Origin of the sequence: Mesorhizobium sp. B2-4-3, from assembly GCF_006442815.1 — a bacterium.
GTDB lineage: Bacteria > Pseudomonadota > Alphaproteobacteria > Rhizobiales > Rhizobiaceae > Mesorhizobium.
The window spans coordinates 1-1,431 of record NZ_VFVL01000073.1 but is presented as its reverse complement, the minus strand read 5'-3'; the positions used below and the strand labels follow the sequence as shown (position 1 = coordinate 1,431).

Sequence of the window (1,431 nt, the reverse complement as noted above, 5' to 3'; positions counted from 1 at the left end):
TTGCTTTACAGCTGCAAAGACTTAGGACGGGCCGCCGCTCAGACCACGGTCATAACGTCTAGAATCCATTCCGTGACGTTGACGCGTTGCCGCGCTGGAGAATGAGGTTTCCTGGGCGAAGCAGCCTGCCCAAGCTTCTTTGTTCTGCATCGTTGCATCCTTCGGCACCGGTAACGGAATGGATCCTAGGGTCTGCGCGCCGCTACGCGGCGCTCCGCCCTAGGATGACGAACGCGAAGGTTTGCGTCTCTTAACCGCCGACGTCGAATCTCAATCCAAGTCAAATTTCGCAATAACCGGCACATGGTCCGACGGCTTGTCCCAGCCGCGCGCCGCCTGCAGGATTTCGTAACCGGTGAAGCTCGGCACCAGATTGGCTGACGACCACACGTGATCGAGCCTGCGCCCCCGATTGGAGGCTTCCCAGTCCTTCGCGCGGTAGCTCCACCAGGTGTAGAGCTTCTGCTCGGCGGGCACGTTGAGCCGCATCAGGTCGACCCAGCCGCCGGCCTCGCGCATCGCCTCGAAATTTGTCGTCTCGACCGGCGTATGGCTGACGACGTTGAGCAATTGCTTGTGCGACCAGACGTCATGCTCCTGCGGCGCGATGTTCAGGTCGCCGACCAGGATCGACGCGGATAGCTCGTCCTGGCTCGCCGGCATGCCGTTCATCTCATGGACGAAATCGAGCTTGTGTCTGAATTTGCGGTTGATCTCCGGGTCCGGCTCGTCGCCGCCGGCCGGCACGTAGAAATTATGCACCAGCACCGACTTGCCGCCCGCCCGTACCCTGACCGACAGATGCCGGCTGTCGTCGATCTCGCAGAATCGCCGCTTCTCGACCAGCTCGATCGGACGGCGGGCGACGGTGGCGACGCCGTGATAGCCCTTCTGGCCGTGGAATAGGATGTGCTCGTAGCCCGCCTTGCGGAAGGCTTTTTCCGGGAACAGCTCGTCGGGAACCTTGGTCTCCTGCAGACACAGCACGTCGGGCGCGTGCTCTCTCAGGAGCCGCTCGACGATCGGCATGCGCAGGCGCACGGAGTTGATGTTCCAGGTGGCGATGGTGAAGGGCATTAAGGCGGGGTCCGGGACGACTAAAGTCGCCGCACTAGTGCCAGTGAGCGCGGGCGAAGACAAGCCGAAGCATGTCGCAAGCCTTCGAGATTGGCCAAAGCCTTCTCAACTTCGTCATTCCAGGGCGGAGCAAGGAGCGAAGCGACGCGCGCAGACCCTGGAATCCATGCCGTGACGTGCGAGCGCTGCAACGAAGCAGACCTCGGAATTAAACGCCGGCACAGGATGATGTTTTTCTGCACCGTATCGTTCTTCGGCAAGCGGGACGGCATGGATCCTAGACGTTATGACCGTGGTCTGAGCGGCGGCCCGTCCTAAGTCTTTGCAGCTGTAAAGCAAACGGGGATTGCTTCG

At 61.1% G+C, this 1,431-nt stretch carries 1 protein-coding gene; it reads right to left on the bottom strand.

The window, feature by feature from the left end; genetic code table 11:
* Nucleotides 1-270 precede the first annotated feature (270 nt).
* Nucleotides 271-1,077, bottom strand: coding sequence for an exodeoxyribonuclease III (gene xth, locus FJ956_RS30375; protein WP_140684996.1), 807 nt, complete (start codon nucleotides 1,075-1,077; stop codon nucleotides 271-273).
* Between the last annotated feature and the right edge of the window lie 354 nt (nucleotides 1,078-1,431).

Coding starts and splice junctions, on each gene's coding strand:
- xth (WP_140684996.1), bottom strand. CDS start 1,077: ATGCCCTTCACCATCGCCACCTGGAACATCAACTCCGTGCGCCTGCGC.